This is a genomic window from Acidicapsa acidisoli (assembly GCF_025685625.1).
GTDB classification, from domain to species: domain Bacteria; phylum Acidobacteriota; class Terriglobia; order Terriglobales; family Acidobacteriaceae; genus Acidicapsa; species Acidicapsa acidisoli.
Window position 1 is genome coordinate 2343692 of record NZ_JAGSYI010000001.1, and the last position, 26203, is coordinate 2369894.

Annotated in this window: 18 protein-coding genes; 4 read left to right on the forward strand and 14 right to left on the reverse strand. The window is 56.5% G+C overall.

Going from position 1 to position 26203, the window contains the following annotated elements:
- Positions 1-608 precede the first annotated feature (608 nt).
- From OHL23_RS09460 to OHL23_RS09475, 4 genes are all read right to left on the reverse strand, one after another.
- Positions 609-3404, reverse strand: coding sequence for a TonB-dependent receptor (locus OHL23_RS09460; protein WP_263351532.1), 2796 nt, complete (start codon positions 3402-3404; stop codon positions 609-611).
- A 148-nt stretch (positions 3405-3552) separates the two neighbouring features.
- Positions 3553-4329: a LytR/AlgR family response regulator transcription factor gene (locus tag OHL23_RS09465; RefSeq protein WP_263351533.1), complete on the reverse strand. Its 777-nt coding sequence runs from the start codon at positions 4327-4329 to the stop codon at positions 3553-3555.
- Entirely contained in the window at positions 4330-5526 is a 1197-nt protein-coding gene (locus tag OHL23_RS09470; RefSeq protein ID WP_263351534.1) for a sensor histidine kinase, read from the reverse strand.
- Between the two features lie 440 nt (positions 5527-5966).
- The gene (locus OHL23_RS09475; RefSeq protein WP_263351535.1) at positions 5967-6968 is read right to left on the reverse strand and encodes a hypothetical protein; all 1002 of its coding nucleotides are present in this window, start codon (positions 6966-6968) and stop codon (positions 5967-5969) included.
- A 385-nt stretch (positions 6969-7353) separates the two neighbouring features.
- Here OHL23_RS09475 and glgP point away from each other — a divergent pair, with 385 nt between their 5' ends.
- Positions 7354-10014: an alpha-glucan family phosphorylase gene (gene glgP / locus OHL23_RS09480; RefSeq protein WP_263351536.1), complete on the forward strand. Its 2661-nt coding sequence runs from the start codon at positions 7354-7356 to the stop codon at positions 10012-10014.
- A gap of 13 nt (positions 10015-10027) precedes the next feature.
- Here the strand turns inward: glgP and OHL23_RS09485 are convergent, their stop codons facing one another.
- The 9 genes from OHL23_RS09485 to OHL23_RS09525 all read right to left on the reverse strand — a co-directional run bounded on the left by OHL23_RS09485 (position 10028) and on the right by OHL23_RS09525 (position 21546).
- Positions 10028-12490 carry an ADOP family duplicated permease gene (locus tag OHL23_RS09485; protein ID WP_263351537.1) on the reverse strand — a complete coding sequence of 821 codons (2463 nt, stop codon included), beginning with the start codon at positions 12488-12490 and terminating at the stop codon, positions 10028-10030.
- Between the two features lie 380 nt (positions 12491-12870).
- Positions 12871-14238, reverse strand: coding sequence for a hypothetical protein (locus tag OHL23_RS09490; RefSeq protein WP_263351538.1), 1368 nt, complete (start codon positions 14236-14238; stop codon positions 12871-12873).
- Positions 14239-14369: 131 nt separating this feature from the next.
- Positions 14370-14948 carry a YceI family protein gene (locus tag OHL23_RS09495; RefSeq protein ID WP_263351539.1) on the reverse strand — a complete coding sequence of 193 codons (579 nt, stop codon included), beginning with the start codon at positions 14946-14948 and terminating at the stop codon, positions 14370-14372.
- On the reverse strand, positions 14945-16939 hold the full coding sequence (locus OHL23_RS09500) for a cytochrome c (protein ID WP_263351540.1): 1995 nt from the start codon (positions 16937-16939) through the stop codon (positions 14945-14947). The genes OHL23_RS09495 and OHL23_RS09500 overlap by 4 nt, the downstream gene beginning before the upstream one ends.
- Positions 16926-17336 (reverse strand): hypothetical protein, encoded by a 411-nt coding sequence (locus OHL23_RS09505; protein WP_263351541.1) that lies wholly within the window; start codon positions 17334-17336, stop codon positions 16926-16928. The genes OHL23_RS09500 and OHL23_RS09505 overlap by 14 nt, the downstream gene beginning before the upstream one ends.
- A complete protein-coding gene (locus tag OHL23_RS09510; protein WP_263351542.1) occupies positions 17333-18724 on the reverse strand; it encodes a heme-copper oxidase family protein in 1392 nt (463 codons plus the stop codon). Before OHL23_RS09510 ends, OHL23_RS09505 begins: the two co-directional genes overlap by 4 nt.
- On the reverse strand, positions 18705-19412 hold the full coding sequence (locus OHL23_RS09515) for an ABC transporter ATP-binding protein (protein ID WP_263351543.1): 708 nt from the start codon (positions 19410-19412) through the stop codon (positions 18705-18707). Before OHL23_RS09515 ends, OHL23_RS09510 begins: the two co-directional genes overlap by 20 nt.
- Positions 19409-20521: an ABC transporter permease gene (locus OHL23_RS09520; RefSeq protein WP_263351544.1), complete on the reverse strand. Its 1113-nt coding sequence runs from the start codon at positions 20519-20521 to the stop codon at positions 19409-19411. Before OHL23_RS09520 ends, OHL23_RS09515 begins: the two co-directional genes overlap by 4 nt.
- On the reverse strand, positions 20518-21546 hold the full coding sequence (locus tag OHL23_RS09525) for a polyprenyl synthetase family protein (protein ID WP_317891666.1): 1029 nt from the start codon (positions 21544-21546) through the stop codon (positions 20518-20520). Before OHL23_RS09525 ends, OHL23_RS09520 begins: the two co-directional genes overlap by 4 nt.
- 375 nt (positions 21547-21921) lie before the next feature.
- Here OHL23_RS09525 and OHL23_RS09530 point away from each other — a divergent pair, with 375 nt between their 5' ends.
- The 3 genes from OHL23_RS09530 (at position 21922) to OHL23_RS09540 (ending at position 24573) form a co-directional block, all read left to right on the forward strand.
- On the forward strand, positions 21922-22599 hold the full coding sequence (locus tag OHL23_RS09530) for a response regulator transcription factor (RefSeq protein WP_263351545.1): 678 nt from the start codon (positions 21922-21924) through the stop codon (positions 22597-22599).
- A 133-nt stretch (positions 22600-22732) separates the two neighbouring features.
- The gene (locus OHL23_RS09535; protein ID WP_263351546.1) at positions 22733-24070 is read left to right on the forward strand and encodes a HAMP domain-containing histidine kinase; all 1338 of its coding nucleotides are present in this window, start codon (positions 22733-22735) and stop codon (positions 24068-24070) included.
- Between the two features lie 62 nt (positions 24071-24132).
- Positions 24133-24573, forward strand: coding sequence for a hypothetical protein (locus OHL23_RS09540; protein ID WP_263351547.1), 441 nt, complete (start codon positions 24133-24135; stop codon positions 24571-24573).
- Positions 24574-24669: 96 nt separating this feature from the next.
- Here OHL23_RS09540 and OHL23_RS09545 read toward each other — a convergent pair whose 3' ends face one another.
- The gene (locus OHL23_RS09545; RefSeq protein WP_263351548.1) at positions 24670-26031 is read right to left on the reverse strand and encodes a Gfo/Idh/MocA family protein; all 1362 of its coding nucleotides are present in this window, start codon (positions 26029-26031) and stop codon (positions 24670-24672) included.
- Between the last annotated feature and the right edge of the window lie 172 nt (positions 26032-26203).

The window sequence follows — 26203 nt, forward strand, 5'->3', positions numbered from 1 at the left end:
GCCGCATACTCAAACCCCAGATGGGTTTCCGTGCTCCACGTCGAGTCCGCTTTTATGGGAATGAAGGCATGATCAGGCCAGGGCTGCACCCACCACGACCCGGCGTGTGCATAAATAACAATCTGCTGTTTTGGTCGAGCGTTTCTTACCCGCCCTGAGATCGTGTCGACTCTTTCTCGTCCACCTTCCGCCGCCGGCGGAAGGTGAGTGAACTCGATCGAAGGTCCGGAATCGGCATTATGCGACTGGCAACTGCTCAGCGCAATGCAGAAAACCAGCAGCAGCGATCGATGCACGAAAACTGGGAGCAACCATCGCAGATGCATGTGACCTCCCCAATAGACTGCCGGATGCGCGAGGTGAGAGGCTCCGTGCAGAGTGCTTGGGCCGAATTTTACCGCACTGGTCCCCAGTGTGCACCTTCAACGAGGTCCGTCCAGTTGACACGGTCGAGGTCAGGAGTTCGAATATCCCGACACCTGCCATATTTTTTCAGTTAGTTAGGGTTTCCCCTTCCAGATCAGGGCGCATGATCAGTCTCTCTTCATTTTCATTGCGAACGCAATTCGACTACAGACAGTCGCTCAAGCCTGGCCGAGCCGCTTCGATCAAAAGGAGAACCGTACTCCAACTTCGATACGTCGCGCGGTTTCGGCTGCGATGGGCTGCCCAATGCTCGAAGATGCAAGGACGGTGTTCACCGCAGTCACGTTCGTGTGGTTCAGGATATTGGCACTGCGTGCATTAAATGTGACTGTGCGGGGGCGATCTTTGTCCGCCGGATTCAGGATGAAGGCTCGGGTCAGGTTCAGGTTGAGATGAATGGGACCGGGCATGATTCCAATGTCGCGTGGGACGTCGCCGTCGACTGTATTGTTGGTGAGAAGACCAAAGCGGGTGCTGTAAACGCCGGGTCTAGGAGCAGAAGCGTATGCGGGACGGTCGTTGAAGTTGCCGTCACCATTGTTGTCCGTGCCTGTAGTGATGCTGTAATGCGGACCGTCTCCGGCATCGAATTGTGTGTCCAGCTCAACTTTCAGAGGGAGAATCAGATTTCCCGTAAGACTGTAGTAGTTGTTTCTCGACCATTCCACGCGGGCTGTCTCACCTTGAGTGGAATACGTCGATTGCGGACTGTTCAGGCCCGTGTCGACTACATTGGCCTTGAAGTTCTGGTGCGCATATCGGAAGGATAGGCCGAGATGCTTGTAGTCATGCTGGTCAAGATTGAAGGAGATGAGATTGCCCGCAAGGTGGCCTGAATTCTGATATTGCAGGATGTTTTCATTGGGCGCAATGGGCCGCGGCGCGAGTAGGGCAGCAGAGGGGTTCGGCGCGGATCCGATGCTGCTGGCCACCATAGGCGCATTGATATTCAGAATGCGCAAGCTGCGCCAATCTTCTCCGCTGAAAAAGTTGATCTTTGCGTGCCAATGCTGAGGGAACTCGTGCTCCACGTTGAGATACCCAAGAAACGTGGACATCTGGGAGAAAGAGCGTGGGAACTGGTTCACTGTGTTGACCTGAATGGATCCGGACGTGGGCGTGAGCGGGTCGTTGTAATCCGGTGCATAGATAATCGTCGATTGTTGGCGCGTACCGTTGAGGCGGTAGACCTGAGAGACTGCACTGAGGTCCGCTGCAGCGCGAGGAAAGAAGCCGCCGCGAAGGTGAATAATCCACGTCTGCTTCTTGTTCAAGGCCCAGGCAAAGCCCATGCGTGGGGCAAAGTTTGCAAAGCTGTCCGGTGCGGTCTGTATCTGGTAGCGGAAGCCGGCATCCATTGTTAGTTGTGGTGACAGCTTCACGCTGTCATTTGCATATATCCCGAGCTGCCACTGTTGGAACGGAACTAACGGCGTGCCGGTTGTGACTTGATATGTGGTGGGCGTACCTCCTGGAAGATTGCGCAGCGCACGACGATATTGCTCAAGGCCTGTGATCGTGGTGGTCTGGCCAGTGGAATGGTTTTGCGCATCCAGAGCGGGTGCACTGCCGCCGCCGAAGACATACGCGCCGTTGAAGGTATCCGGATCGTAGTTGTGAACGAAGTAACCAAGCGACTGCGCGCCAAACTTGAAGGTATGTCTTCCATGCGTGAGCATCCCATCATCATCTACTTCGAGATCGCGCTCGCGATCGTTCAGGTTCTGGCCTGCCGCACCGCCGCCGGTGAAAAAGCCTGCGACTTGCAACGCGGGTGCGGTTGAGTTTGGCGTCTCCCCGGTTCGTTTCCAGCTATATCCGATCCGGGTTTCATGCAGCAGATTCGCATTGGGAGTGTACGTATTGGTGAACCGCAGATCGTACTCACTCGCGAGGCTGGAATAACCGGCGTCTGCGAGAACCAGACCGCCAACGCCCTGGTTGCCAAGACTGTTGACATTCGCGGAGTAGGACAACGTCGCAATGTCGGCTGGCATAGCCTGCCAATCTGCGCGCGCCGAGGCGATCCAAAGACGCTGCGGCGCAGTTACCGTTTGCTGCAGAGATGCTGGAGCTCCCGCTGCATCAAAAGCGGTGGCATTGACGACGTTGAACTCATCGATATCGCGCTTTTCGAGCGCGAGCGTAAAGCCGCTCTTCTGGCGCACGATCGGGCCGCTCAGTTCGAAGCCGTATCGTTGTTTGCCGGCAGGAGTTGCGGTCGCTGAGAACGGGTCGGTTGCGTTGAATACTCCGTTGCTAACGGTGAAGAAGAGTGCGCCATGCAGCGAATACGCGCCGGGTTTGGTTATGATTTCGATGACGCCGCCGCCGAATGGAGGCCACTGGTACTGGGCTGAGAAGAGATCGGGGTTGATGCGGACGGAGGCAATCGAGCTTTTCGGCGGTAAGGCGCTCGTGTTTTGAAAGCCGTCGACGGTGACAACCGCTGACGAAGGATCACCGCCAGCGGCGGAAGCCAGAAGCTGAAGTTGCCGCAGAAGGTCATCGGGGTCGTCCGGCAGCCTCTGCACTTCGTCCGCAGTCAATGTGGTGCTGCCTGCGCTGTTATCGCTGTCCACATTGGTCGTGCCGGCATTGACCTGAACATCGGTCCGCGTAGAGGCAATCGTCAATTGCAGATTGACCTGAGCGGTTTCCCCGGGACGGGCGTGCACTTGTAGCGTGCCTTCTGCAAATCCCGCAGCCATGGCTGTTATCGTGGCCGATGTTACCGGGAGACATCCAAGAACGAATCGGCCGGATTCGTCGGTCACTGCTTTCTGACCGGAGGTGGATTGCACCTGGGCGCCGGGAATCACAGCTCCTGCCGGGTCCGTGATTGCGCCATCGATCCGGATACCGTTGGCGCATGGCTGCTGTGCTAACGCCAGGTGCGACATAAATACTCCAAAGAGGATGACTGCAGATCGCGAACGCGTGTGCACGCGCATTTCCCGGAACCATCGAATGTCCATATAAAATTGCTCCTTCTAAGGAGCAATTTCCGCCAACGGACGGAGGCGATCCAGCAGATTGCAGCGAAAGTGGAAACCTTGCAGGGAGTGTTGAGGGCTATGCAGGCAGTGAACGGCGGATGCGGCGGTTCACTGCCTGCATAAAGTGTCAGGAGCGGCTTGCGGCCAGCAGGGCCTGCCAGCCTGTCTTGCTCATCTTGAGGCGTTGGCCGCTCGCGAGGAGAACCCAGCCCTCATTTCGTCCTTCACGAAGCACTTCGCGCACATGGCCAAGGTTCACAATGGCGGAGCGATGGACGCGCACGAAGGTGCGGGGATCAAGCGTATCCGCGAGTTGCTTGATGGTTTCGCGAAGCATCAGGCTTTTTGTGCCCACATGGAGGCATGAGTAGTAATCGGCTGCCTCGACCCATTCGATGTCGCCTACGTTGACGAAGGAATCCCGGCTGCCGCTGGGCACGACCAGCCGCTTCGGATACTCGCGCTGCCCACTATTCAATGAGTTGTTCAATGCAGCCAGCACCGACTTGAGCTGTTCGTGCGTTTTGACCGCATCCTGTGAGGCGATGCGCTCTTTCACGCGTGCCAGCGTTGCCATCAGGCGTTCCGGCTCCACTGGTTTCGTAAGGTAATCGAGAGCACTTACTTCGAAGGCTTTGACTGCATAGTGATTGTGGGCGGTCACAAACACAGTAGTGGGCATTTGCGCCGCGCCGATCTGCTCAACGATCTCGAAACCGCTGCCGCCCGGCATCTGGATATCAAGGAAGAGAACATCGTAGTGGTTCTCTTTAAGCTCGGCCATCACCTCTCGGCTGTTTCGACATTCCCCGGCTATCGCGATCTCTTCATCTACGGCGAGGAGAAACCTCAACCGTTCCCGTGCCAACGGTTCGTCGTCGGCGATGAGTGTTTTCAGTTTCATTCAATTCCGTTCGTAGGGAATCGTGATCGCAACTTCAAAGCCGCCCCGGTCCAGCGGTAAAGCATGCATGTCATAGCCATCCCGGTAGAAATGTGCGAGGCGCTCCCGCGTGTTGCTCAGGCCGATGCCGCTGCCTGGCTTAGGACGCTGGTTGATTCCCGATCCGCTATCGCGCACACATAACCGCAACAGATCACCGTCGCGTCGGGCGGAGGCTTCGACCAGGCCGTCGCTCTCGCAGTTCGCAATGCCGTGCCGGATCGCGTTTTCCATGATGGGCTGAAGAAGGAAACAGGGAACGAGGCCGTCGAGCGCGCCTGGTTCCACTTTGATCTCGATGCGCAGCCGGTCGGCGAATCGGGTTTGCTCAATTGCGAGGTAGTTCTCGACAATCTCTAGTTCCTGCGACAACGGAACTTTCTCCGGTGTTGTTCTCTTCAGGGTGTTCTTGAGGATGGCATTCAGATGCGTCAGCATCTCCGCGGCTTCCTTTTGCCGGCCAAGTTCGACAAGTGCGGTGATTGAGTTGAGCGTGTTGAACAGAAAGTGCGGCTCCAACTGCATCTGCAGCGCTTGCAATTGCGCGGCTGAGAGCTGCCGTTCCAGTTCGAGGGACCGCATTGCGTCCCGCTGGGCGCGAACCTGATTTTGAAGGACACTTACGATACCAAAGACGAAGCCGTAGATCAGGATTTCGATGCCGTAACGGTTCACATTGAAGAGATAGTGCGCCACGGACGCGGGAGTCTGACCGCTGTGCCACCCGAGAGGGGTGAACCCAAGACTCCACAGGAAAGCGAGATGGGTTGCTCCGAGCAATGCGGACACCGGGACATGGATTGCGGTCGCTTTGACTGTGAAATTCGACACGGACGGCTGCAGTTTACCGAGTTTCCATAGCGTGCTGGCAATTACACCCCACCAGCCCCAAAGCACAACGCCATAGATCAACGATGCCGGATGCGTGATGGATTGACACTCGTTGGCGGTGACCAAAGCGAGCAGTGCCGCAATGGCGAAGGTGATGAGGTGGCCATTGAGATGAACGGGTAACCTTTTCGCCCTATCTACAGTCCTCTTCCCCTTGACGGGCCCTGCTTGCTGCGCGGTGTCCAGGTGCATGACGGTCTGGCGCGATGCGATCTCACCACTCGAGCTTTGGCACCAGTTTTTATTCCAGCTTTGATCTGTTCCCATCGGCGAATCCCCGATCCCTAGAATCCTGATCCCTATCGTATAAGTTTTGTCCTAACGGGGATGTTGCGCCAGGATTTTGCAGCGAATGCCGGTTTCCTTGCAGGGAATGATCGGAAGACACATACTACGGCATGGGATGAGAGGCTGCCTTGACAGGCTAAAGGCGAATAAAAATGGCCCCCCCCCGGGGGGGGGCCATTTTTGCGACTTATCATCAACTGAATGTGCGGTTTACGAGCAGTTTAGGGTGCAATTTGTGGCGGTTTTTCGCCGTTTTTGTGCACTTTTACGCGAATGGATGCCAATCAGTCGTGGAGCAGAGGAAAACTGAGTGTAACCGGGAACGCTGCGGAGCGGTGCCGGTGCTCCTAACTCCACCTCAAGTATGCGCCGGACAGGGGTAATTTCACGCAAATGGGGCGCTGTCAGCGCGACCGGCATCAGCCGATCTTCCGCCTGGCTGGGACGTTGCGCGCGCCTTTGTGCGGTTTTCTCGCGACATGCTTGTTATAAGACGCGGCTCGTAAAGGCCCTGCTGTGCTGCGCCTGCGCCGGTGGACGACGGCAGGACGCAGTGAGACTGCAACTCGCTGCCGCGCCCCGGCGGGGTCTGCGGGGTAATCCGGATCAAACATGGCGATTACGATTGAAGCGCGGCCCGTATAGAGCGTTGCCCATTGGCTATCGATCAGAGTGTGTTGTACTGTCTTCCAATGGTCCGGGTTGGATGAGTCGGCGGGTTGGTCGGTGATGGCCGAGTGGGACCGGGCAGAGTCAGCGTTAAGAGTGTCGAGAAACAGGACGAACTCTTCCATGTTGACGCCCATCTGGAAGACCATCTGGCTTAACGCCATCTGCTGCGAAGCTGTCATCTGGTCGAAGCCACGACAGTAGGCTCTGGCGTTGTAGATCGCCTGGATGGCGGAGATGCGCAGCAGGCTTGTCGCCTCTTCCTCGGTCACCTCAGGCTTGATTGTCCGCGCCAGAATCTTTCTTCGATACCTCTTCGCGGTCCACTTCGTTCGATCGCGGTCGTATTGGTCAAGGATCTGTTGCAATCGCGTGGGTTCCAGTCCGGCGGCCTGCCATAGCTGAGCCGAGGACGGTTCCAGGAACGGGTGCGGATTGAGCGGATCGCGCTGGGGGTGATCCACGGCCTCGATGTCGAGGCTGAATCCCGCACCAATCAGCGGCCGGCTTGTTTTTGGATCGGGATAGGCTGTCAATACCCATCCTTCGTGCCTGCGATCGCGAAGGGTATCCATGAGGTTCTGCAGGCTGAACTTGATCTCCGATTCGTGGAAATCGAAAAGCGGTTGTGGCGTTACTACGGGGCGTGATGAGATGTCAACAGGGTGCAAAGGTAGAGTCTGAGCGGCTGCGGAGGACACTACCGCGAAAATCAGTGCCGAAACTGACAGGAAGCGCTGCTTGATTGTCATCTCTCTCCGGTGGCCGAAACGGGATTGCCCCTGTGATCAACGTTGACGGAAAATGGGGCGAATGACAATACCCCAAAAGAGAAACGTACGGAGGGGGAATCCTGTCGGATATTGCCTGACAACCTCCTGACGGCTTCGCGGAAATCAGCCTTGTTGAAGTTTTCGCCAGTATCTCTGTTGGTGTGGATGGTATTGATGGTATCGTCGCATTTATCCCGTAAAAGCGAATGGCGGGGAATGTTAGTTTTACGACGAGTCTGATTTCAGCCGCTTCATCCTGGGCATTGGATCTGGATTGGATCCAGCTGCGCCCTGGCATCTTGCGGCGCAGTGCACAAATTTCGACGCGCGAGCTTTGAAACCCACCAAAAGGCGAGGACACGCGATGGCCCATTCCTACGAGGAAACCGATGCCAGTCATGTTTTGACTCTTGAGGAGATCACGAACCTCACTGAGGAGGGTGGCAAGCCCGCCGATACCCTCATGAATGTAGTTGCGTTGATTGCTACCCGGTTCAGGACCGATGTCTGCTCGGCCTATTTGCTTGAGCCGGACCGATCGCACCTCGTGCTGGCCGCGACCCTTGGGCTTCATCCGCGTTCTATTGGAAATCTGAGAATGCCGCTGCATGAGGGGCTGACGGGCATGGTGGCGGAACTGGTGCTCCCGGTTGCGGTCGATGACGTGGCAAGTCATCCCCGTTTCAAATACTTCCAGGAGTCGGGGGAAGAGATATACCACTCGTTCCTGGGCGTGCCTCTGGTTGATCGGGGGATTCTTCAAGGTGTCTTGATTGTTCAGACGAAAGAGAAGCGAGTCTTTCAGGAGGCCGAGATTCGCATGTTGGCCGAGGCGGCGAGCCAGGTTGCGCCGGTAGTGAGCGAAGCCCGCACGCTCGATCGCTTCATTGCTCCTATCCAGGAACGCCTTTGGTCGCTGGCGCGGAATCTCTGGTGGAGTTGGGACCACGATTGCATCAGCATCTTTCGCGATCTCAATCCCACCCGCTGGCGGGAACTGAATCAGAATCCAATATCGCTGCTCAGCGAGATGCCGCTGCGCGAGGTTGAGCGCCGAGCAACTGAGATGGTGTTACACGGCAGAATCAATTACGTCTATCGACGCCAGCTTGAGTATTTGAAGGCCGATCGCACATGGGGAGCAGGGAACGCGGGTGTGCTGCGGCCTCGCCCAGTCGCGTATTTCTCCGCGGAGTTCGGCCTGCACGAGTCGCTGCCGATTTATTCGGGCGGTCTGGGAGTTCTGTCTGGGGACCATATCAAGAGCGCGTCCGATCTGGATATTCCGTTGATCGGAGTTGGCCTGTTTTATGGGCAGGGATACTTTCTGCAGCGGCTTGACCAGAGCGGATGGCAGCGGGAGGAGTATCTCCGGACAGACGTGAATCAACTGCCGATGCAGCCGGCGATTGGCCAGAATGGGGAACCGATTGTGGTCGAAATTCAAACGCGAGGCGGTTCCATTCGCGCAAAGGTCTGGCGGATCAAGGTTGGACGATGCGACCTTCTGCTGCTTGATTCCAATGTGGCTGGAAATGCGCCGGAGGACCTGGAACTTACCTCTCGTTTGTACGGCGGAGATGGGCGCACGCGCATTCGTCAGGAGCTTCTGCTCGGTGTTGGAGGTTTGCGGGCTGTGAGGGCGATGGGAATCACGCCGGGGGTGCTGCACCTGAACGAGGGACACAGCGGTTTTGCGGTCTTCGAGGCGATTCGCAATCGGATGCAGGAAGAAGGAATGCCTTTTAATAGCGCCGCACGTGAGGTTGCGAGGGAAGTGGTCTTTACCACGCACACTCCTGTACCGGCGGGTCATGACCGCTTTAACGCCGATCTGATTGAGGAGCATCTTGGGCCACTGCGGGAAGAACTCGGAATTTCCCACGAGAATCTGATGGGCTTTGGCCGCGAATATCCCACGAACTGGCAGGAACAATTCTGCATGACGGTTCTCGGACTGAAGCTTTCGCGACGGGCCAATGCAGTTTCTTCGCTGCATGGAGAGGTTTCCCGCGCGATGTGGGTCAGTCTTTACCCGGGCAAGCCGGAAGACGCGGTGCCTATCGGTCACATCACGAATGGAGTCCACGTGCCCTCGTGGCTTGCTCCGCAGATGTGCCGTCTCTATGATCGTCACCTCGGAGTTGGATGGCAGGAAAAGAGCGGATCCGCGAAAACGTGGGAGCAGATCGAGAGCGTCGACGATGGTGAGCTTTGGGAGACGCATCTGAGCCTGAAAGCGCAACTGCTCGACTTTGTGCGACGCCGTGCGCGCGAGCAGGCCGAGCGGCGCAACGAGCCACAGGAGTCCCTGCTCAAACTCGGCAAGGTGCTTTCGCCGGACGCACTGACGATCGGCTTCGCGAGGCGATTTGCGACTTACAAGCGGGCGAATCTGATTCTCGCGGATATCCAGAGGCTGGCCGCCATGGTGAACGATCCCAAGCGGCCTGTGCAGTTCCTGTTTGCTGGCAAGGCGCATCCGCACGACGAACCGGGGAAGAAGGTGCTGCAGCAAATTGCCGAGCTGATGCGCGACTCCGAATTTGCCGACAAGTTTGTCTTTGTTGAGGACTACGACATCAACGTTGGCCGGCATCTGGTCCAAGGTGTCGATGTGTGGCTGAACAATCCACGGCGGCCGCTCGAAGCCTCGGGAACGAGCGGACAAAAGGTCGTGCTCAACGGAGGCCTGAATCTTTCGGTGCTGGATGGCTGGTGGGCGGAAGCATACGACGGCCTTAACGGCTTTGCCATCGGCACGGGCAGGACGCACTCGAATATGGACGTGCACGATCGCCGCGACGGGGATGATCTCTACCGCGTACTTCGCGATGAGTTGATTCCGCTGTACTATCAGCGCGATAAGGATGGCCTGCCGCGAGGCTGGATCAGCCGGATGAAGCGGACTATCCGCACGCTGGGATGGCGCTTCAATGCCGATCGCATGGTGATGGATTACACGCAGAAATGTTACATTCCTGCGGCGGGAGGCACGTCGAGTAATATGAGATCGCCTGGCTAGCGGAGCCTGCGAATTACTCAGAGCGAAGCGCCTCTACCGGGTCAACCCTGGCGGCACGAGACGCAGGCACAGCCGATGCTACCACTGCTGCGACCAGGATCACAACTGCGGATGCGATCAATGTTAGTGTGCCAGGCAGTTGCATTCCTGCAATGTATCGGTCGATGATGCGTGTGCAGGCGAAGCCGACCACCAGACCTGCGGCCACGCCGATGCTTGCGATCACGAGGCCTTCCGAAAGAACAATGGTGAGAATGCTGCGCGGCGGAGCTCCCATAGCCATCCGAATTCCGAATTCGCGCGTACGACCGCTGACGGAAAACGCCAGCACGCCGGCAATTCCCACGACAGAGATCAGCAGGGCTACGCCGGCAAAACCGCCGAAGACAATGGCATTCAGGCGATTGGGTGTGAGAACTTCCGCGCGAATGTCTTCGAGGGTGCTGGCTCTCTCCACGGGCTGGTCAGACGCCATGTCGTGAATCGTGCGCGTGATAGCGGGAACCAGTGCGTACGGATCACGCTTCGCACGGACGAACAGGCGGCCATTCCATCCTTCCTGCTCAACCGGCTGATACACCGCCATGGCCGGCGACGGAATGATGTTTTCATCGTCGAAGTCAGGCACCACGCCGACGATCCTTCGCGGCTCGTCGCTGATACCGATGAATTTCATTACGCCATCGGTCCAGCGTAGTTCCCGGTTGAGTGCTTGCTGCCCGGGAAACAGATTTTGGGCAAGACTCTGGCTAATGATGACCACGCGCTCGGAGCCGTCGCGATCGGATTCCCGGAAATCGCGGCCTTCGATTACGGGCATTCCCAATGTTTCGAAAAATCCGGGAGAAATGGACCGGAACCGTGCGCGCAGATCGTCCTGGCCGTTCAGACGTTTCGCGCCCTCCACGGCGAATTGGAAGCTGATGTCGAGCGCTCTTCCATCGCGCCATGGAACACTGAAACCGGATGAAGCGTGTTCTACTCCGGGCAGATTGGCGATGCGGCGCTGCACATTTCGATAGAAATCGCGCACCTGTTCGGGTGTTCGCCCATAGGACATCACCGGTAGGTTCACGGCGAGAACACTGGCGGTTTGGAAAGGCGGCTGCGTTTGCTCCAGTACAAACAGAGTCCTCATCAATGCAGCCGCGCCGGCAAGCAGCAGGAACGATGCTGTGATCTGTGTAATGGCGAAGATGCGAAGACGCCGGCTGCTGCCTCCGGTAACCCGCGCTGCGCTGCTCGCCTGCGAAAGGCTTCCAGACGCGTTTGCGGACGGCAGCCTGGGAACGAACGCCAGGGAGACGGCTGCAATCAATGCGAGTGCAATCCCGAACCAGACAAGGCTGAAATCAAGCGTGAGGTCGTTGGCGCGCACAGAGAATCGCGCGGCGTATCGGCCCAGCACGGTCACCATCGGGGCGGCGATGATCAGGGATGCCAGCACGCCGCTCCCGCACAGCACGATGCTTTCCGTCAGCAGCGACCGGCGCAGTGCGGCGGTGCTGGCTCCCAACGCCGAGCGCACTGCGAGTTCGGACTCGCGGCGCACCGTTCGCGCCAGCACAAGATTGGCAACATTCGAGCAGGCAATTACGAACAGCAGGCCGGAGGCCGCAAAGAGCACCCACAAGATGGTATTGGCGCGAGAATTGATCTGGTCGTGCATCCGCGTTACATCGATCTTGTAACGGTCACTTGGTTTGTACACCTCAGGGTGCGCGGCCAACATTGCCGCGTAGACCGTTTGGAGCTCCGCTCTTGCTTGTTCGAGGTCCGCACCAGGGGCCAGGCGCGCGAAGACTTCCGTCATGCGATGTTCGCGGCCGGTCACCATGGTGGCGGAGAGATGATGGGGGCTGGTGACGACGTTGGCAATGATCTCGGTTTCGACCGGATACGGCACGGACGGCTGCAGAACCCCAACAATGACCGCGTTGCGTGCTCCTTCGTAGCTTCCGAGACGCACGGTCTTACCAAGCACGCTGGGATCGGAGTGCAGCGATGTAGTCCAGAAACGATAGGTCAGCACTACCGCGCCTGCGGCATTCGGGCCGTCGTCGGCGGAGGTCAACAGACGCCCAATGACAGGACGCAGGCCCATCACCTCGAAGTAGTTACCGTCTACCACGCCTGCGTGGATCTCGCGTGGCGTGCCGAGTCCCACCACCGTGAAATCGATCTCTGAAAACGTGCCAAGCTCCTGGATGGTCTTGAGCCGACTGCCGATATCCTGAATCTCCGGAATGGAGAAAGTCGCGTTATCAACGCGAATGCCTTCAGCGCTCTGACGGAGATAGAGCAACCTGTCTTCGTCGCGATTTGCGAGTGGGCGCAGGAGTACGGCGCGAACGACGCTGAAGATTGCTGCGTTTGCACCTATGCCGAGAGCCAAAGTGAGAGCCACCGTGATCCACAATGCGCGAGCCCGGGCCAAAGAGCGAATTGCAATCTTCAAGTCACGCAGGAATGCCATACCGGTCCTCCACTTGAGTAGGTTGCTCCACGGGGGCAGCGATTCGCCTGAGGTATCGGAAGTTCTTGTGCTGTTAAGACTTCGAAACGATATCCGGAGGCGTCGTCAATGAGTCGGCAGTCATCGGAATGCTTGCTGCCTTGGGTTATCCCTGAATACCTTGACAACTTACGTTGATATCAACATATCGGGGTCGTGTCAAGAGTTACGATCGTTTCTTAGGGGACCGCGGTACTGTTACGCATCGGATTGGGGGCGCAGAGGCCTATGCTGAATTGACAGAACAAGAGGTCGAAGTCTGCCAGGAAATGTCACTCATATTCGTCGCCTTGGGATTTGACTAGATGATTCGTTGAATTCGGCAAAAAATCGATGAGGAGTTAATGCTTCTCTGGCGTCAGCACTGGCGCCCGAAGAGGCGTGGTCTCTATCTCGATGCGGGTGTTCCTGACGAAGTCTACGTTGTGTCCGGGGCGAAGAAAGTTTTCATAGACCGAGAGCGCGGCGGCGTAGTAACCGATTCCTGCGGCGAGATCGCGATTGCCCGCGGCGACCCCGACAACCCGGCCGACCAGGCCAAAACCGTTGGATGCAACTCCTGTTTGAACGGTGAGATTGCCGTCTTCGTCCAGTGCTCGGCCTGCAAGCGCAGTGAGCAGCAGCGGGGCGATGACGCTGGACTGGTTGCGAGGCGAGACTGTCCCTTCGGCGTTGAGCGAGAGACCTTGTGCGCTCGCGGTTGTGGCTCCGGCCAACAAGCCCTGGACTGTGCTCTCCGAACCTTCGGGAAAACGCACTTGCTGGAATGTGAAGCGTAGTTTCCCGTTCCGGCCGAAAGAGCGGGCGGCCTTTGACGCGGTGACTCTGCCGATGAGAATCGAGTCCTGGGGAACGACGAGTTGGCGATTCTCATCGAACACCGGCTCGACTACGAGAGCCTGGACAGGGTCGCCGACCTTGGCCGTTGCCGAGGTTACTTCGGAGGTGAGCAGTGCGTTTACGGACCATAGCTCTGGCTTGCCCGGGCGAGCTGGAGCTGCGGATGAGGGCGTCTCAGGCAGCGACCCTGGCAGTGCGAGCGGGGCAGCAAAGTCGAAGGAGTACATGGTCTTCGCCTCAATGCGCTCGGGGTGATAGGGAAGCTGATGGTAAAGCAACTGCAGAGCTCGATCGCCAAAACCAGGCGCGGTGAAATAAGCGATCCTGTCGTGTAACTGGGTTTTTGTCTGGGCCCAATAGCGAGAGAAGATTGATCCCTGCGTGGCGGAGCCGCTTGCCTGAAGGTGAAGTACCGGAGCGCCGGTCGCTAGCCCCGTTGTGGATATAGCGACCGCGCCGCTGGGCAGGATAAGTTGATCGAATCGGACCTGGGGGATATGAAACGGGGTGAAATCTCCCCGCAGTCTTCCGTGCCAGCGCGTCTTTGTGTCGGCGGTTAATTTAACCACCGTACCGTGGACGGGAGTATCTTGAGGGATTGCCAATTTTCCTTGAACAAAGATGGGATGGAGAAGCCGAGCTTCGATTGGTTGATTCGCCTTCATCGGATAATGGCGCGTGATCTCGACTTGGAGGTTCGTTCCCTGGGCAAGAATCGGCTGCTCGTAGGCCTGCGATGGTTTGTTTGTTGGGATTTTGGGAGTGTCGGAAGAACGGGGTGTAAGAGTTTGACAACTCAATCTCGCAGCCACGCAGAGAACAATCAGGATCAGCAGGCCACGAGGGATGAGTTTTGCATCGTTACGCATGGGATGGCTCCTGATGGATGTTGTGCGTTGCGCCGCGAAAGTTAACCGCACCCCCTGTTCACGGATTTCCGGCTCAACGTCGATGCGGTTTCGGCTGAGATGCGATCTGGACCATTGTGAGCCGGTCCAGATCAATTCGCAGAAGACAAGTGGCCTACGAGAGCAAGATCGATATCGACCTCTTTGGCGACTTTGAGGATGAAGACGCTCGGGTCCTTAAGGCCCCACTTTACGTATGGAACGACAAAATGCGTCTTTGCCGTGCAATTTGTTCCGTCGATGTGAACTTGTACGGGAACGGTCAAATCATGGGGTGTTCCGTGGAGTGTGAAGGTACCAGTTATCTGGATGGTGGAGTCTCCCGATGGCGCGATCGCTCCCTGGTAGCTCTGCGGGACAAACGAGACCTCGGCAAAGTGGGAAACATCGAGAACATCGTTCTTCATTTTCTTGTCCCGGCCGTCGTTGCCGCTGTTTCCGCTGCCGGCCGCGACGACCACAGAGCCTGAGATTTTCTGAGTACCACTATCGAAGTCAATTGAACCACTCTGCACATGAAATGTTCCCTTGACGGCATGATCGCTGCCGCCGAGAGTGAATGTTACCTGGCTTGCATCGGCGGCTATGGCAAGGGTCTGATGTTGAGCAAACGCCACAGGTGCGAAAGCGAGTGGCAGTACAAAAAGGAGTGAGCGGGCGAAACTCTTCATTGTCGTTCTCCAGAGATTAAGACTCTTTGTTGATTCTTTTCTGGCAATGCGATCGTCTGCGACAGCCAGAGGCTGATGGAAGCAATCTCCCGGTCACGGAGATACTCGTGGCCGGGCATATCTGTTTCTGCAATGCCGAATTTTGTAATTTGGGCCAGGCGATCTACGAGAGTGGCGCGCACTGCTGCCGTGTCCGGTGTCTGCAGATGCAGAAACGGCCCCACGCGCATATCTGGTGGAAGCCTCTTGAACTGGGAACGCCACTTCTGACGCGCAAGGCCTTCGGTGGTATGACAGGTGGCGCAATAGTTTTGGAAGAGTTTCGCCCCCTCGTCGGCGTTCGCTTCAGCCACAGACTCCAGAGGCAGGCGCCAGGCCAACTCCGCAAGGAGATGTTTGGAGGAGTCGGAAGTCTGCAAACTGCTTACATACGCCACCAAATCGTCGCCTCGCTGGTCGCGAAAAAGATAAGCATAGGAAGGCATGATAGATGCGTAGCTAACATCTCTCGGGTTGAAGAAGTGCGCTTTCAGCCAGAGTGGAGACCTGCGAGTTCCCACCTCGGAAAGGTCTGGTCCTTGACGACGATTGCCGATCAGAGGCGGGTGTTGCCGCCGAAGCTCTTCCACGGTCTGAACGGGTCCCCATAACAATACATCGGAGGTGTTGGGACGCACGTATTGCGAATGGCAATGAATGCAGCCCTCCGAGATGTAGACCTGCCTGCCGCGTTCTGCGGCTGACATTGCTTTGACTGAGGTGTTTTGATTTCGAGTGGCAAGGTCAATTAGAAAAGCTGCGCCGAGAACAAGTCCCACCAACGCGATCTCACGCAGGTGCGCTCGAACCCGAGAAAAGAACAAAGGCGCGATGATTACGACCCCGGCGAGCAAAACGAAGTTCGGAGGAACGTGACCGAGGTTCTGTCCCATTCCGATGCCCATCGCGGAGCCGAACCAGCCCGCGATTGCATAGATCCATCCAGCCTGGCGGCCCCGTTGCGCAATGGAAGAAGCCGGCGCGAGCAGCGATGGATAAGCAACCAGAGCGACGGAATAAAGCGATACACCAACAGGATAGAGGAGTGACGCCGCGGCAGCCCGGCCTGGATCAAGCAAGAGCAAACAAGCTGAAGCGAGTGCGAGGAATGCGAGAATCAGGACGAGGCGTAGTCCGCGCCGACGCAGTAACCACGCGCTCCCCAGCGCAGCGCCGAGGTGGAGGATGCCATTGAGCCAAAGGTGGAGCGTGCCTTGCCATGTTCCCGCCTTGAGTGCCGGCGTGCTCTGAATGATGAAGAAGGCCGCCGAATCGAGCCAGACAAGCGCCGTAAAGCCAACCAGGACCGCCGCGAAGGGAACGGTGCGCTCAGACGGAATGATCGGATGCCGGGAGAATTCAGTTTGCGTCGTTAACTCTGTGGATTGCCCTTGCCGGAAGGGAACAAGAATCCCAGCGAAACACAGCGTTGCGGCCGCAATCGCCTGAGTCTGCGGCGAAGCTGTAAAGAGCGCAGGAAGATTGCAACACAGATAACCGATGCCGGTGCCAAGGCCAACCTTCATCAGAGGATCGTGGTCTCCGAGGGTGAGCCGCAGGTGAGTAACGAGTGTAACGGTCAGAAGCCCCAGACCACTTCCGATGAGAGCTGAAACGACGATACTGCTCAGGAGATTGAGAGGTAGCAGCGTCAGAAGGGCGGCAATGGCGCAGGCAGCAAGCGATTGCCGGATGCGCAACTGTGGTGACGGATGAAACGAGATCCTCGGAGCAAGCAGGCTGAGCGTAATGCCGCCGAGGGCCATTGCGCTCATCACCAGCTTGAGGTGCGTGTCAGCGATGTTCAGGTCTTGAAGGCGTTTCAGAAAAGCGAATTGTGCAAAGATGAGGAAATAAACATAAGTGATTGCGACGAGGGCAACGCCACCCCATCCTGCGCCGGATGCGCCCGAGTGTCGCGTGTCTAAGGCGCGAGCTTCAGACGGCGTCATCGCTCAGCCAGCCTTTCCTCAGGCCGATCACCTGGATCACAGCAAGGACCCCGTCCGAGACCGCAACCGTCAACCAGCCAAATTCGAGGGTGTTGGACAGGATGCTCACAAGTACGAATGCAGCCACAAGCCCACGCGTGAGTGCGGTAAGGAGCCACACCATTTCAAGTCGTTGTGACACATCGTGGCGGCCCGCAAGCCAGGCCCCGAAGAGACAGCTCACACCTGTTGATAGGACGAATGCGCCGATGAACGAAAGAAACGGCAACGCGTCCTCAGCTACATGCAGTCGCATAAGGTGCAAGGTGAACCCAGGCTCCAGGATGAGCAGGATGCCCGTTCCTGCATCGGAGAGACCGGTCAGGAGTTGGTATGCGAAAAGTGCCCGCCGCCTCACCGCGCTCTCTCCGTCGAATACGAGAATTCAGGGGCGGAGGAAGTTCGTAACAGTTTCCCTGCATCGATTAGCCAGATTGCCGAGGCGCCCAGCATCAGCAATCCGGTCCCGAGGCGGGCAATATACAGCAGGTTGCGTTCTAGGCCTGGAATCATCGTGTAGGACGGATCGAATCCCTCGCGCCATCCGGTGTAAAACATCAACAATACGTAAGCCAGGACACTGCCTTGCCATACATAGAGCGAACGCGCTCTGTTCAGTATCCAACCGTCTTCTCCCAGGAGCTGAACCAAAACGAAGATCAGCAGACTGGTGACGAAGCCTGCCATGGCTAAGAGCGAATGACCCACCAGGCCATCGGTGAACTTGAAGTGGTCCAGAACGCCGGGAAGAAAGAGCACCCATCCCGTAGGAACCAGCAAGGACCACCACGCAAGCATTGAAATTCGCCAGCCGCGAGTATTGGGATGCCATTGAAAGGCCGCGAAGTAAGCAGGCGTCAGCGGCAGCCATATGAGGAGGCTTCCAAGGCTGATGTACTGCACAGGGCGATGATGGCCGACATCCGCTCGTCCCAGGCCGAAGCAAAGTATCGACTCCGCTGCGAGGACGATCCATGCCGAGTTGATCTGCCATGATCGGCCAGTGCGCCGCTGCGTCAGGCCGAAGGGAATCACTAAGAGAATCGCAATGATCATCAGCGTCGATTCAAGTTGGCTTGCGCCGGTCGGGCCACCCGAATCTGGATTGATAGGCGGGTAAACCGTGGGGCTTGACGCGAAATAGAGAACTGCCGGAATAGCCAGCAGCAGGCACAGACCAAGAACCTTCGCGATCCGGACAACTAACCTTGCATTTCCGCTTGAATGCCATTGTTGTATCAGCGAGGTTGCAAGAAGAGTCCAGAGTGTTGCCATCGCGATCGGGAAAAGAACCCGAGGGTAGCCGGTCCAGTCGAGAAAGAGCTTGCCTGTCGCGTGGCCGTTGAGCCAGGAAACTGAGCCGACGGCGAGTGCGATGGACCAGACCCAGAGAACTGGGCTGCACCACTTCGCGATTCTTCCATGATCGGCGTCGTAGACCTTGAAGAGGAAGGCCATCATCGGCAGGCTGCACCAGCCGTAGAGTTCCAGATTCATATGCACCGGCATCCAACGACCGTAGGACCATTCGCCCAGGGTACGGTTGAGCCCGGGCACGATTAGCAATAGCGCAATCAGAACTCCGATGGCATTTGAAATCGCAAGCCATAGCAGGCTGTGCCAGACCGCTTGCACTATTGGTTTTGCTTGAATGTCGAAGCTCGCAGATGGCGAGATGCTTTGCGACGGGTGTACTAAAAACTCGTTCGAGGTGAGAAGCTGGATCTCAGGAAGACTCGTGCTCATGGATCCTCCCATCCCGCATTTCAACGAGGCGATCGCATCGCTGGGCCAATGTCTTGTCGTGCGTGGCCATCACGAGCGTAATCCCCTCGCTCGCGACAAGTTCGAGGAGCAGGTTAAAGACAGCAGAGCTGGTCTTCTCGTCGAGTGAGCCCGTTGGCTCATCTGCCAGGAGAATGCGGGGACTGTTCATGAGGGCCCGGCACAAGGCCGTGCGTTGCCGCTCTCCTCCCGAGAGTTTCTGGATGCGCTGATCAAGCCGGTGGCTTAAGCCCGTGCGATCTGCGAGTTGCTTGAGCCTTGTGCGGGCCTGCTTCTGGTCTATGCCTGCTGCAACCGTCGGAATCAGGCAGTTCTCTGCGAGAGTCAGATCCGGAATCAAATTATGAAGCTGGAAGACAAATCCAATTTCGTGTCGCAGAAGACGGAGCGGACTGCGATGCCGATTGATCTCAACGCCATTGACCGACACTGTGCCCTTGTCCGCGTCGTCCAAACCGCCGAAGAGGTGCAGGAGCGTGCTCTTGCCGCAACCAGATGGCCCGCAGAGCGCAACAGTCTGGCCTTCGAAGGTTTCGAGGTCCGCGCCCTTCAAGACTTCAATGGATCCTTCGTCGTAGCTCTTCCAAACGTTTTTTGCACGGAGGACAACACGCCTGTGCCCATTTTCCGAGGATGGTGAGAGGCTCATTCGAATCGAAGCGCCTCCACCGCACGGACCCGCATCGCGTACGCGGCCGGATAGAGAGCTCCGGCAATCCCTGTAAGCAATGCCAGTAGGATGACGAGCAGCATGACTCCGGGTTCGATTGACACGTCTACATAACCGTGCAAGGCCGGTATCAGCTTGAGCGTAAACAAGAGGGCAGAGCCGATGAGCAATCCGATGACAGCGCCGACGACTGAGACCACAGAGGATTCGCCAAAGATCATCAACGCGATTTGTAAGTTCGAGAATCCGTTCACCCGGAGAATGGCTATCTCGCGAATTCGGGTGAAGACGGACATGATCATGGTATTCGCGACCCCGAGGCCGCCCAGTAGCAGGCCACATCCGCCAACAGCCCAGGCCGTAGCTTTCAATATCTTGAATTGGGAATAAGAGTGCTCGAACTCAGAGTCCTCCAGGCCGATCAGGCTGGGGTACCTGGCCTTCACCATGCTCTTGAATGCTGCTGCGTCATCCTTGTTGCGAAGTTTTATAGTGATCACGGACGAAGTGCCTTGTTTATGAAAGAAGCTTTGCGCCAGGTCGAGCGGCATGAAAACTCCGCCATCCTCGAAACCATTGGCCGTCTTCACGATGCCGATTACATGGAAGGTTGCATGCCCGATGGGCACGTGGCTGTCGAGTTTCGCTGCGAGAAACTCAGCCGCGCGTTCGCCGAGAACAACATCGTCCGAGTGTTGGGCAAATGCATCTCGATTCCCCTCGATCCAGGTAGCTTTGCGGATACGAGCATCATTTGAGGTTACGCCGAAACAAGTGATGATGGGATGATCGGCGCTGGAAACAATGCCGAACAACACCGGGTCAGCGTGGAGAACCATGGGCCAGTGCGCGATGTCATTGTTGGCCGATGCCGGAACGCTGCTGAAGAAGAGATCGGATACGTTCCTTTCGAAGACGATCATTTTGCTGTCACTCGAAAGTATGCCAGAGAACATTCCGATCGCTCCCTCAAGTATCGTTACGACTGTTAGCATGGCGGCGACGCTGAATGCGATTCCGGCAATGCTGATGAGTGTTCGGAGCCGATGACGCCGCAGGTTGGTTAAGATCAGTTTTAGAAAGATCATGCTCTCAGTTCAACCGGCTCGTCACAGCATTTTTCGGTAACTCGCACCAATTCCTCCTGGAGGTCGCTTCTCAATTTACGGAGAAAGAACAGGGCGGGCCTCATGACCAGGAGACGCTCCAACGTTCTGTCGCCAAGGTGAATGAGTCTTGCGAGCCTCTCAACAGCTCCCACGGTTCCAATGACAGAGGCAATGTTCGGCCGGTCAAGCAGAACGTCGCGAGCGCCGGTCTTTCCGCTTTCCTGGTCGCTTTGATGCATGTCCTTCAAGTCATCGACGATCTGGTAGCTCAAGCCCCAGTACGTCGCAATGCGCTCCAGAAGATGCACTTCCAGAATTGATGCGCCACCGAGAATTGCAGGCAGTACGAGTGCCAGCCGGATCAGGGATACGGTCTTGCCGTGTGCGATCCGCTCCGTTGTTTCCTCATCATGGGGCAGTGTTGCGAAATGGAGATCCAGACTCTGCCCATTCAACAGGCCATCCACTCCAAGACGATGTTCGAGATAGGCAAGTGCTTCTGCCTGGGCCGTCTGGGAGCAACGGGAGACAGCACGCCAACTCAATGCATATGCACGATTGATCAGCGCGAGCGCGGCAAGAATTGCTCCCGACTCGCCAGACTGGAGGTGGACGCATGGAGCGCCACGACGCTGCGTCGCATTGTCCATGCACGGCAAATCATCAAAAAGCAGGGAAGCCGTATGGAAGTACTCGAGCGCGATGGCGAGATCTTTTGCGTGTTCCGTGGCCACTCCGTAAGCGGTCGCAACTTGATACACGATACGGGGACGCACAAGGCTGCCCGGGTTGTCGAGCACATGACGCAAGGCTTCTTCAAAATGCCGGTCAAGATTTTCGGGGAGGGGCAGAAAGGACCGAAAGTCTCTTTCGAATAAACCTCTATCCAATACATCCATATGCCTTGCCGCCCTCGATTTGATGCCGATTTTCTTTCGACGATTTGTCAATCTTTCCATTCTTGAAGCCGTGTTTGCAGGGTCTTTATAGAACTTCCTTGTCATCAGCTCTAATTGTGAGACGGATTTTCAGTTCGATTGGGAGCACGACCAGTCTGTGGATTCTATGACGATTTGTTCATCTTGCCTGATGCTTCGGATGGAGAGCCTGTTTCTCTGGCATTGATAATGGCCAGTGTGGGCGCGTCAAAGCAGGAACCAAGCTGCATTCACTTTGCCGACCACTGATCAATCAACGCTTTATCATCGCCCGCTCTTTCAGAATATGCAATGATCGTGAACTATGGTTTGAGCATGACAGGGTGATAACAATTGAATGACAAGCCCTTCATCTTTGCTTCGTCAAAAAGTCGGATTAGAGTACTGCGGGATTGTAGAGTGCAACTCATATTTGTCTGCCAATTGGACTAATATCCAACTATGCGACTTCTGCTCGTTGAAGACGAAATTGACATCCAAAATTTCCTGAAGAGCTCGCTGAAAGAGGCTGGGTATTTCGTCGATGCCGCCTCCGACGGCAGGAGTGCCGAGCAACTTGCGATAGAAGGCGAGTACGACGTACTAGTTGTTGATCTCGGCCTACCGGACCAAGACGGTATATCCCTGATTTTGCGTCTGCGGCAACTTGGAGTCACCGCTCCAGTGCTCATTCTTTCTGCGCGCCGGTCAGTAGACGACCGCGTAAGAGGCTTGGAGCACGGTGGGGATGATTATCTGACGAAGCCCTTCGCACTGGCAGAGTTGATCGCAAGGCTGCGGAACTTGCTCAAACGGAACAGCTCTTCCGGAGGTGAGGCTACCAAATTGCGGGTCCTCGATCTCGAACTGGATCTGCTTCGGCATGAGGCTTTCCGGTCCGGTCACGCGCTTCAGCTTACTCCCCAGGAGTTCACGCTCCTGGAATATCTTTGCAGGAATGCCGGCCGCGTCGTGACGCGTTCGATGATTCTCGATCAGGTTTGGGGAATGAGAATTCAGCCCGATACCAATGTCGTTGATGTCCATATTTACCGTTTACGCGGCAAGGTAGACGGCAAGGGGCAGACTCCGTTGATTCGAACCTTGCGAGGTGTAGGTTATGTCCTCAAGGATCAGTAGACCCGTATTTCGATCGGCAGCTTGGAGGATTTCTCTTTGGGCTACGCTCGCCTTTGCATTTGGCACGATGGTCGTTTTCGTTTTCCTTCATCGATTTGTCGCCAATGACATTCAGAGGAGGAGCGACGCGTGGTTGGCGGGCGAGGTCGAAGTTCTTGGTGATGTCGCCGCTCGGACACCGAAAGATGCTTTGTATGGCCGAGTCGTCAGGGAGGTCGCAGAGCTGGCAGGTCGCGAGGTACCGAACAAGCTGCAATCCAATGGTGATGGCGCGCGGAATGACTCGGTCTTTTTTCTCCAGGCAGGCCCTGATGATTCGCTGCGGTTATGGGTAGGCACCGGTACGGGAGAGCCCAATCTGCGCGCAATTCGTTCGACTCAAATTGCGCCGGATCACCCCACTGATTTACGGGTGAGCGGTTTTACCATTCCGTTTCGGGTCGCATCCGTTCGCATGCAAGATGGGAGCCGGATTTATCTAGGACTCTCTGAGCGTGATGAGCTCCGCGTACTGAGAAGTCTTCGCTCTCGTTTCTTTCTATTGTGGCTCCTGATCGTGCTACTTGGCTTCTTGATCGTTTTCTTCACTACGCGGCGGATGTTGAGTCATGTTCGCAGAATCAGTGAAGCCGCATCCAGGATCGGCCATTCCGATATTCATACTCGCGTCCCAACCACCGGGCGCAATGATGAAGTAGCGCACCTGGCACTGACCCTGAATGGGATGCTTGATCGTATCGAGAATTCGATGCATCAATTGCATTCGATTACAGATTCACTCGCCCACGACCTCAGGAGCCCGCTAACTGCGATTCGAGGCCAGCTGGAGATGTCTCTCACCGATCCGAGGCATGCTGATCCGAGTCTTGGCGAGACATCTGAGCCGATCGTTACAGCCATCGAAGAACTGGATCGATTAACCGAGTTTCTGAACACGTCTCTAGATGTGGCCGAAGCGAAAGCGGATGCCCTGCGATTGACACGGACAGAAATAGATCTGGATGATTTGCTCAGATCGATGGTCGATCTGTACGAGCCATGCATGTCGGAGAGGGGCTTGCGAATCAGGCTAATTAGTGCGGGTTCTCTAAAGATAGAAGCAGATGCTGCGTTGATCCATCGCATGATTGCAAACCTGCTGGATAATGAACTGAAGCACCTTCCCGCTGGGTGCGTAGTGACGAGCCGGCTGCAACTTGTGGATGGTCACGCGGAGTTGATCCTGGAAGATAACGGCCCAGGCTTTGATACTGAAATCAGTGCGCATTTGTTTGAGTGCCGCGTGAAAGGCAAAGGCTCCAAAGGGCACGGATTGGGCCTCGCATTTGTGGAGGCTGTCGCGCGTACTCACAGCGGAACCGTTGAGGCATTGAATCGCAGTCAGGGTGGAGCGATGATTCAGGTAAGGCTGCCTCTTTCGTCCGGTCAGAAAACCGAGAATGCAGTTTCAAGACTAGCGACTGCAAACTGACCGTTAGATCGGTTCATCGAATGTAACCCGGCGTAAGGTCTGGCAACCCAAGGAGAACAACGATGAGCCACCAAGTGATCGCACGAGCTCTGCTGGCGCTGCTAAGCGGTGTCCAAGGACTCGCGACGCTGGGGGTCGACCTGAACCGGACTCATGCCACCAATCCATCCTGGACACGCCATGCACGATTCCATCTTGTATGGCAGGCATCTAGCTGCGCGTTTCTATCAGGTCTCGGAATTGTGATTGTCCTGCTGCCGGGTCCCTATATGACGAGCTGTTTCTATATCGCCGCAGCCATGGCTGCTATCCCGATGGTGAGTTGCCTGTCCGCGTTTCTCACCCGCAGGCTCTATGGCGGTGCGCTCTTCGACCCTAACGGAATTCCACCGGTTACGGTCAGAATTTTCGCGCGGGCCAGGCAAATTGATATAAATCTCGCGACCGAGATAGTAGCGCTCGGAATGTTGTCCGGGATTGTGGCTATATTCCGTTACAGATGAGCCTGGTCTGATTGTTCTCTTGTTGGGCCACACGGCTAAGTTATATGGCCCGGTTCTGTGAGTCGTCGCATCCGTTGACACTTAATTTCTTGTGAGCTAGCTCTGGATAGCTATCTGCGAGGCGGAGCGCTCGCGCGATCGTCCACGGGTGAAGTCGGGAAATTTCATCGGCGTGCTGCCGCTTGCGACGGAAGCCCGGCTAAGTGGCCCTGGCGCGGACCAGGCTGCTGCATCGTACACGTCCATATCGGGGATCAGACCGTCCCGCAAGCACTGCATCAGACGATAGAGCATGATGTAATCCATCCCTCCGTGACCGCCGAGTTTCTTCGCAATCTCACCTTCCTGTTTCCAGAGTGGGTGCTCATGTTCCTTCCAGCTATCGAGATTACTCCAGGATTCGCCGCCGGCCTGTCCGTCGAAGTAGATGCGCGACGGGTAATCCGCGAAGACGCCCTTTGTTCCGCCAATCACGTTGATTCGATCGTAAGGATGTGGATTTGAGGTGTCGTGTTTCAGGGTAATTGTGAGACCTTTCGCAGTCTTGATAAGCGACGTATTCATATCTCCGGTTACATAGCGTTCGGCCCATCTTGCGTCGGACGATGGCACATGCGCCTTTCGGTATTCGTCCAGTCCGCGTTGTGGCGTGCTCATCGAAACGATGTAGTCGAAGCTATCGCCTCTTTGAATGCCCATGTAATTGGCAACAGGTCCTAGCCCGTGCGTTGGATACAGGTTGCCGTCTCGCTGGGTGTGAAAGCCACGCCGCCACAAGCCTTCTCCCTTGCTGGAGAAGAGCTCTTCCCGCAGGTCGTGAAGATATGCGCCTTCGCCGTAGAGCAGATCGCCGAACAACCCCTCGTGGATCATCCTGAGGATCAGAGTTTCGTTGTATCCATAACAGCAGTTCTCAAGCATGATGCAATGGCGACGGGTTTGCTCGGAGGTGTCGACGAGCTTCCAGCAGTCTTCGATCGATGTGGCAGCCGGAACCTCGACCGCGGCATGCTTTCCGTGCGTCATGGCTGCGACGGCCATCTCCACATGCCAGTTCCAGGGCGTCGCGATGATAACGAGGTTCAGATCCTCTCTGGCTACAAGAGATTCGAAGGCATGATCGCCGTTGGTATAAAGTTCGGGCGCGCTCTGTCCGGACTTCACGACCAGCGATTGAGCGTGCTCCGCCTTCTCACGCACAACGTCGCATAGCGCGTGAACCTTGATATCGGCGGCGAGGAGATTTTGCAGCAGGCTTGTGCCTCTGCCACCTGTGCCGATGATGCCGATCTTCGGATCGACTGGCGCGAACGGTATTCCGATCATGGTGGACGGGTGCGAAGTTGGGGATTCGGCCTGCATTGCCGGCATGGTCAAGCCAACGGCAGTCAGGCTACTGAAACGAAGGAACTCCCTCCGCGACAAGTCAGCGATGGGATTGGACGTATCGTCGCTCATGCTTCTCCTGATATGGGTGCGGCATGTACGGCTTTGGATGCCGGTCAGATTCTGCCACTCGACCACTATACATTTGCTGGATACGAAGGAAGTTCATTTCTCGTTTTGCGATCGCTGAAATTGCTTCTGAATTCTTTTGTGGCTCTGGCGAAATGACCTGTGCTACCTTACG

What these genes read in the sequence shown, in the direction of transcription:
- OHL23_RS09460 (WP_263351532.1), bottom strand. Translation starts at nt 3,404, where the DNA reads ATGGACATTCGATGGTTCCGGGAAATGCGCGTGCACACGCGTTCGCGA.
- OHL23_RS09465 (WP_263351533.1), bottom strand. Translation starts at nt 4,329, where the DNA reads ATGAAACTGAAAACACTCATCGCCGACGACGAACCGTTGGCACGGGAA.
- OHL23_RS09470 (WP_263351534.1), bottom strand. Translation starts at nt 5,526, where the DNA reads ATGGGAACAGATCAAAGCTGGAATAAAAACTGGTGCCAAAGCTCGAGT.
- OHL23_RS09475 (WP_263351535.1), bottom strand. Translation starts at nt 6,968, where the DNA reads ATGACAATCAAGCAGCGCTTCCTGTCAGTTTCGGCACTGATTTTCGCG.
- glgP (WP_263351536.1), top strand. Translation starts at nt 7,354, where the DNA reads ATGGCCCATTCCTACGAGGAAACCGATGCCAGTCATGTTTTGACTCTT.
- OHL23_RS09485 (WP_263351537.1), bottom strand. Translation starts at nt 12,490, where the DNA reads ATGGCATTCCTGCGTGACTTGAAGATTGCAATTCGCTCTTTGGCCCGG.
- OHL23_RS09490 (WP_263351538.1), bottom strand. Translation starts at nt 14,238, where the DNA reads ATGCGTAACGATGCAAAACTCATCCCTCGTGGCCTGCTGATCCTGATT.
- OHL23_RS09495 (WP_263351539.1), bottom strand. Translation starts at nt 14,948, where the DNA reads ATGAAGAGTTTCGCCCGCTCACTCCTTTTTGTACTGCCACTCGCTTTC.
- OHL23_RS09500 (WP_263351540.1), bottom strand. Translation starts at nt 16,939, where the DNA reads ATGACGCCGTCTGAAGCTCGCGCCTTAGACACGCGACACTCGGGCGCA.
- OHL23_RS09510 (WP_263351542.1), bottom strand. Translation starts at nt 18,724, where the DNA reads ATGAGCACGAGTCTTCCTGAGATCCAGCTTCTCACCTCGAACGAGTTT.
- OHL23_RS09515 (WP_263351543.1), bottom strand. Translation starts at nt 19,412, where the DNA reads ATGAGCCTCTCACCATCCTCGGAAAATGGGCACAGGCGTGTTGTCCTC.
- OHL23_RS09520 (WP_263351544.1), bottom strand. Translation starts at nt 20,521, where the DNA reads ATGATCTTTCTAAAACTGATCTTAACCAACCTGCGGCGTCATCGGCTC.
- OHL23_RS09525 (WP_317891666.1), bottom strand. Translation starts at nt 21,546, where the DNA reads ATGACAAGGAAGTTCTATAAAGACCCTGCAAACACGGCTTCAAGAATG.
- OHL23_RS09530 (WP_263351545.1), top strand. Translation starts at nt 21,922, where the DNA reads ATGCGACTTCTGCTCGTTGAAGACGAAATTGACATCCAAAATTTCCTG.
- OHL23_RS09540 (WP_263351547.1), top strand. Translation starts at nt 24,133, where the DNA reads ATGAGCCACCAAGTGATCGCACGAGCTCTGCTGGCGCTGCTAAGCGGT.
- OHL23_RS09545 (WP_263351548.1), bottom strand. Translation starts at nt 26,031, where the DNA reads ATGAGCGACGATACGTCCAATCCCATCGCTGACTTGTCGCGGAGGGAG.